The following is a 5,689-nucleotide window of genomic DNA, read 5'->3' as shown; positions in this document are numbered from 1 at the left end:
TCCTGAAGCCAAATTGAAGCATCACGCGCACCTTAGTCGCCCGTTTCAATCGCGCAAGAGCTGATCAGCTCCTGAAGGGACCATTTGTAGTCCATTGATGTCAAACAGCAATTTCGGGCGTTTTGCGAGATGCTCGAAATGAGGGCCGTCGAGCATCAACACAGCCCGCATCAGATCGTTATCATGAATGGATTTGGCGTGCAAATCAATGGTTTGACGAGATGCACCGCGCCATTCGAAGCCGGCAGGCTGCGATCCTCGACGCGCCGCGGCAAGCTTGCCGGGCTTGCCGCGGCGCTTGTCACGATCGAGCTGCGATGCATCTCCGGGGCGATGACAATCAACGCGAGGATGTTCCGATGACGACATGGTTTGGACTGTTCGATCTGTTTCGCCGCCCGCCCGAGCCGATGCCGTGGCCCGCACCGGAGCCGGCGGAGCCCGAGGCCGAGCCGGCCCTGCGCGAACTCTCGGCCGCCGCCGGTCCGGTGCACGTGTTTTCCGGCTCGGCCCCGGCGCGGACGGCGTGACCGGCGCGGTGTTTGAAACGGCAGCCCGCTACTTGCCAATCCGTTCCTGCATCCGCTAGATCGCCTGGTCGCAGCTGCGGGTTGCATCATGGTGCGCTATTCCGACGACTTCGTGGTGCTTGCCGAGAGCGAAACCAGGCTTTGCGAGCCGCATGCCGCGATCATGACGGTTCTGAAGCGACGCGGCCTCGCCCTCAACGTCGTCAAGACACGCATGGTCGCGCCGGGACTGCAATTCAGTTTCCTGGGCCAGGGGCTTTCCGCCCGCGTGCTACCGGGGACCCGCCATGCCGTCCGCTGACCGCAACCGGTCCTGGTCCTGGCGCGTCGAGCCGACGGGCCCCGCGATCGGCAAGGCCCTGGAGGTGGGGTATGCGTTGCGCGCGGCAGTTCTGGAAGCCGCAGCCAAGGTTGGGCTCGATCGCATGCCCGAAGATCTGCACAGCAGCGGTTCGGAGGGGGGACATCGCCATGCCTATTGGTTGTCGGAGGACCGGGACCGCGACGGAGCGATCGATCATGTGACGCTGTTTGCCGAATCCGGCATCGACCCGGACTTTGCGCGGGCACTACAAGCCACGCATGGATTTTGTCTGGACACGCGGCACTTCGGGCTGCAGCAGGCGGAGGCAGGTTTCAGGCGCGAAGGCGGGTTGTTTGGCCCCGCGGCGGTCTGGATGGCGGCGACGCCGTTCGTGACCCGGCTGTGGCGCCTGACCAAGACCGGCAAGGTGCGCGCGGATTGCACACCGTCGGCGCAGCTGTGCCGTGAGATCGCAGACCTCGAAGATTTCGACCGGAGACGCCGGCTGCCCGAGCCGGCGGGGATCGGCTGGCTGCCGGCAATCGCGGTCGGAGGCGAGTTGAAGTCAGCCACGGATTTTCTACTCAAGACCGAGCATTCGCAGCCCCCGGGCGACGCGGTCGCTGGATTCCCGATCGTCACGTTTGCAGAGCCCGTCCGCGGCCCGATCGCGATCGGCTACGGCGCTCATTTCGGTCTCGGACTGCTTATTCCCCTTGATGCGGAGCCGTGAAACCGCGGTCAGCTCAATTTCTCTGCCACGAGCCGGATTCTGCCGGTGCACTTCTTGTTGGCGTCCAGAAGCTCCATGGACCAGCCCGCGTTCTGATCGAGGTTGCGGCACGCGGTGCCAATGAAGTCACCACACACCTTGGTCATCTCGACCCAGGCCGCGTTCTGGTCAGCGCTTTCGAACGCGTGATCGGGTCCCCCCGAATACGTACCCTGGCTCACACGGAGAAAATATTGCGGCACAGCGGAAACCAGTGGTTAAGCGTTCCGGACCTTGCGGCAGGCCCAGACGGCCCCGCGCGGGATAGCGCGGGCACTTCTGGTATTATGTATATCCTCCTATCCGGATTAGCGCACGCGTGGAAGGTGCCTTTCTGACGCGCGGCATGTTTCTTTAGTCGCAGATTTGCTGCCGGACGCGGTCGACTGGCGTGAGGCGAGAACTGGACGCGGCGACGCTCGTTTACCTGAGTGAGCAGCGAAGGCGGGAGAGCTTGGCGCGGGCGGCCTGGCTGCCACAACCACGACATCGACCAAGCCGGAAAGCGATCCGTGATCGTCACCTATCTCCTTCGCAAAGCTACGGTCCCGCAGCCGAGACAATCATCCAAAGGCATCCAACTACCGCGACGAAAAATTTTCAGATTTCCCTAACCCCGTAACTCGATCACGTGCATCATTTGCACTCTGCACGCTATGCTTCTTTTGAAACTTCTGCTAGAAGTCAACCCGGTGGACAATCAAAGGCCCTCTGGTTGGTGGACAAACAATGGCCCCCTGCAAGCGAATGTATATTCATGGACTCAAATGCTCGTTCGCAAAATGGCTTCCTGAAATCACTCAGTACGGATGATTTCGAGGTACTCCGACCGGATCTTCAAACCGCGATGCTTTCGCAAGGACAGGTACTGCAAAATCTTGGCGATCCGATCGATCAGGTGTACTTCCCGCACGACTGCGTCCTGTCACGCATCCTCGAGCTTGACGCGGGGCACAGCGTGGAGATCGCCATGATCGGGCGGGACAGTCTCCTCGGCGCCCTCGCCGCGGCAGGAATACCTGCGGCAAAGAGCGGCGCCGTCGTGGTCCTGCCCGGCGTCGCATCGGTCATCGACATGGGCCGCCTGCGCGCGGCGGCCGAGCGAAGCACGGGTTTGAACAAGATCCTGGTTCGACACGGACAGGCGGTTTTGGTCAGGGCCCAGCAGGCGGTGGGCTGCAAAAGCCTGCACCCGGTCGAGGCCCGGCTGGCGCGCTGGCTGCTGGAAGCAAGGGACCTGTGCGGCAAAAACCGCCTGATGCTGACGCAGGAAATGATGGGGCAGATCATTGGCGCCCGCCACAACAGCGTCGCGATCGTCGCGCATACGTTCGAGCAGCAAGGCTGCATCACGTTTGGTCGCGGTTACGTCGAGATCATCGATCCCGGCGGTCTCGCTGAGGCCGCCTGCACGTGCTACGCGACGATCAAAGCGCAGCATGAGAGCTTGCATCGGGATGTCGAACATTCTTTCGGGTGCCGCGAAACTGCCCATTGAATGGCCGATGGTTGGACGCCGTTGATCGGCGGGTCTGATCTGGCGCGTCCGAGCCCCGGCTTGGGCCAACGCGGTCTCTACCTAACGCCGCGAGGACGCTGCGCCGCGCTGGGACGACGATTGCCGTGCGGGCTAGGGAGGCATCGGCCAAGATACTTCGTACAGGAGACTTTTAGTACCGGAGACTTTTTAACCCGACGATCGATTGCGATGCGGCTCGGATTTGGCCGGTTGTGCACTGCTTGCCGGGTCTGAAGCCGGAAAACTACCTTCGAGCCCCATGTCTAGCGCATCGGACTGTTCTTTATCAGCCTTTGCTGCCTGCTTGGGATTGGCCGCGTGTTTGTCGGGCGGTGCAGGATTGAACTTCTCGGACATGAGGTTGCTCCGTCAAAGAGTACCTAACGCCGTCTGGCCGTCGGGGTTCCGTGCCGCAGCAGATCGGGATGCGTCAGTCACCTGTGCACGGCAAGCCTACGCCTTCGGCATCAAGCCGAGGCGTTTGGCGATGATCCTGTCAACCATCCGCTTCGGCAGCATGGCGGTGACCAGGTGCCGCACCGGATCCGGCGTGATCTGATAGCGCACCTTTGGGTGGGCCGATGTCAGGGCGCCCGCGATGACTTCGGCAATCCTCGCAGCCGGCAATCCGATTTCACCGAGGTGCAGCATGACTTCGCGGACCCGCTGCAGCGCCGGGAAAAACGGCGAATTGCGGTAGGGTGAAATGTCGACCTCCTCGGCCTTGCTCCAGATCGGCGTCTTCACCGCGCCCGGCGCGACGATGATGACATCGATGCCGAACAGCATCATTTCCCGGCGCAGACTTTCCGAAAGCCCATCGACCGCATGTTTCGAGGCCGAATAGGCCGACATCAGCGGGTTGCCATTCCTGCCGGCCACCGAACTGACCATCACGATCCGGCCGCGCGGACCTTTTGCCAGCGGATCGGCGCCGAGCAGCGGGCCGAAAGCCTGGGTGGCGATAACAGGCCCGATGACGTTGACCTCCATCTGGCGGCGGAACTGGTCGGCGGAAAGCTCCAGCACCGGTCCTGCGACCGCGATGCCGGCATTGTTGACGAGGCCGAACAGCGTTTCCCCATCGAGTGAGGCGCGCACCTCGCGAGCGGCCGAGAGCACCGCGGCCTCATCGGTGACGTCGAACAAGAGCGGGACAAAATTCGCGCCGAATTCGCGTCCGAGGCGGTCGGCATCGGCCGCTTTGCGGACGCTGCCGAACACGCGGTATCCGCGCGAAAGCAACAGCTTCGCGGTAGCCCAGCCGATGCCGGTGGATGCCCCGGTAATGACAACAGATTGCATGGTTTCAGTTCTTGGTCTTGTCGACCAGCGCGCCTTTCTTGATCCACGGCATCATGTCGCGCAGCTTGACGCCGATTTCCTCGATCGGGTGCTGCGCGAGCTTGGCGCGGGTCGCCTTGAACGAGGTCTGGTTGACCTTGTTCTCCAGCATCCAGTCGCGCGCAAAGCGGCCGGACTGGATGTCGGCCAATACCCGCTTCATCTCCGCTTTGGTCTCCGCGGTGACGATGCGCGGGCCGGTGACGTATTCGCCGTATTCGGCGGTGTTGGAGATCGAGTAGTTCATGTTGGCGATGCCGCCTTCATAGATCAGATCGACGATCAGCTTGACCTCGTGCAGGCATTCGAAATAGGCCATCTCGGGCGCGTAGCCGGCTTCGACCAGGGTCTCGAAGCCGCCCTTGATCAGTTCGACCAGGCCGCCGCACAACACCACCTGCTCGCCGAACAGATCGGTCTCGCATTCCTCGCGGAACGAGGTTTCGATGATGCCGGCGCGGCCGCCGCCGATCGCGGAAGCGTAGCTCAGGCCGAGGTCATGGGCATTGCCCGACACATCCTTGGCGATCGCGATCAGACAGGGCACGCCGCCGCCGCGCTGGTATTCCGAGCGCACGGTATGGCCGGGGCCTTTCGGGGCGATCATCAGCACGTCGAGATCGGCGCGCGGCTCCAAGAGATTGAAATGCACGTTGAGGCCGTGGGCGAACAGCAGCGCCGCGCCGTTCTTCATATTGGCATGCAGATGATCCCTGTAGATGTCGCCCTGCAATTCATCGGGGGTCAGCATCATCATGACGTCGGCCCATCTGGCGGCCTCGGCGACCTCCAGGACCTTGAAGCCCGCGGCCTCGGCCTTCTTGGCGGAGTGAGAGCCCTTGCGCAGCGCGATGGCGACGTCCTTGACGCCGGAATCCTTCAGATTCAGCGCATGGGCATGACCCTGGCTGCCATAGCCGACGATGCAGACCTTCTTGCCCTTGATCAGGTTCAGGTCGGCATCGCGATCGTAATAAACTCGCATGGAGGTTTCCTCTTGGTGGGGCCGGAATCGGCCGATTAAATCAGGCTTCAGGTGGGTATGACCGCCGGGCGCCAGCGAATTTGCTGCGCTGTCTACGCCGTGGTCGCGATCCCCAAAAGCGCCGCGAGCCGGCCCCGGATGTCGGCCATCACCTCGTTCGGCACAACGCCGACGACATTGCAACCGCGGGCTCGACGGTCAAGCGATTTGACTTGATCAACCAAGACCGCCCCGC

The 5,689-nt window shown here is 62.4% G+C and carries 8 protein-coding genes and 1 pseudogene; 4 read left to right on the top strand and 5 right to left on the bottom strand.

From position 1 onward, the window contains the following. Positions 1 to 45: 45 nt before the first annotated feature. Positions 46 to 369, bottom strand: coding sequence for a hypothetical protein (locus ABSG20_RS28105; RefSeq protein ID WP_423867734.1), 324 nt, complete (start codon positions 367 to 369; stop codon positions 46 to 48). Here ABSG20_RS28105 and ABSG20_RS28100 point away from each other — a divergent pair. The 3 genes and pseudogenes from ABSG20_RS28100 to ABSG20_RS28090 all read left to right on the top strand — a co-directional run bounded on the left by ABSG20_RS28100 (position 360) and on the right by ABSG20_RS28090 (position 1,567). Next, complete coding sequence (locus ABSG20_RS28100; RefSeq protein ID WP_423867733.1) at positions 360 to 530, top strand: hypothetical protein; 171 nt, start codon at positions 360 to 362, stop codon at positions 528 to 530. The genes ABSG20_RS28105 and ABSG20_RS28100 overlap by 10 nt on opposite strands. A gap of 34 nt (positions 531 to 564) precedes the next feature. After that, positions 565 to 831: pseudogene (locus ABSG20_RS28095) on the top strand (reverse transcriptase domain-containing protein); the annotation flags it as partial. Continuing rightward, positions 818 to 1,567, top strand: a complete 750-nt coding sequence (locus ABSG20_RS28090; RefSeq protein WP_423867732.1) for a hypothetical protein — start codon at positions 818 to 820, stop codon at positions 1,565 to 1,567. The pseudogene ABSG20_RS28095 and the gene ABSG20_RS28090, both read left to right, overlap by 14 nt. An 8-nt stretch (positions 1,568 to 1,575) precedes the next feature. On the opposite strand, the gene ABSG20_RS28085 is transcribed toward ABSG20_RS28090, so the two are convergent. After that, positions 1,576 to 1,788, bottom strand: coding sequence for a DUF6894 family protein (locus ABSG20_RS28085; protein ID WP_423867731.1), 213 nt, complete (start codon positions 1,786 to 1,788; stop codon positions 1,576 to 1,578). 458 nt (positions 1,789 to 2,246) lie between these two features. Between ABSG20_RS28085 and ABSG20_RS28080 the strand changes: the two genes are divergently transcribed. After that, positions 2,247 to 3,104 carry a Crp/Fnr family transcriptional regulator gene (locus ABSG20_RS28080; RefSeq protein ID WP_423867730.1) on the top strand — a complete coding sequence of 286 codons (858 nt, stop codon included), beginning with the start codon at positions 2,247 to 2,249 and terminating at the stop codon, positions 3,102 to 3,104. 189 nt (positions 3,105 to 3,293) lie between these two features. On the opposite strand, the gene ABSG20_RS28075 is transcribed toward ABSG20_RS28080, so the two are convergent. From ABSG20_RS28075 to ilvC, 3 genes are all read right to left on the bottom strand, one after another. Next, positions 3,294 to 3,482 (bottom strand): hypothetical protein, encoded by a 189-nt coding sequence (locus tag ABSG20_RS28075; protein ID WP_423867729.1) that lies wholly within the window; start codon positions 3,480 to 3,482, stop codon positions 3,294 to 3,296. A 96-nt stretch (positions 3,483 to 3,578) separates the two neighbouring features. Then, a complete protein-coding gene (locus ABSG20_RS28070) occupies positions 3,579 to 4,430 on the bottom strand; it encodes an SDR family oxidoreductase (protein ID WP_423867728.1) in 852 nt (283 codons plus the stop codon). A 4-nt stretch (positions 4,431 to 4,434) separates the two neighbouring features. Further along, positions 4,435 to 5,454: a ketol-acid reductoisomerase gene (gene ilvC, locus ABSG20_RS28065; protein WP_423867727.1), complete on the bottom strand. Its 1,020-nt coding sequence runs from the start codon at positions 5,452 to 5,454 to the stop codon at positions 4,435 to 4,437. Between the last annotated feature and the right edge of the window lie 235 nt (positions 5,455 to 5,689).

It is taken from the genome of Bradyrhizobium sp. (assembly GCF_049512235.1).
GTDB lineage: Bacteria > Pseudomonadota > Alphaproteobacteria > Rhizobiales > Xanthobacteraceae > Bradyrhizobium.
This window is presented reverse-complemented; position numbering and strand designations above follow the sequence as displayed.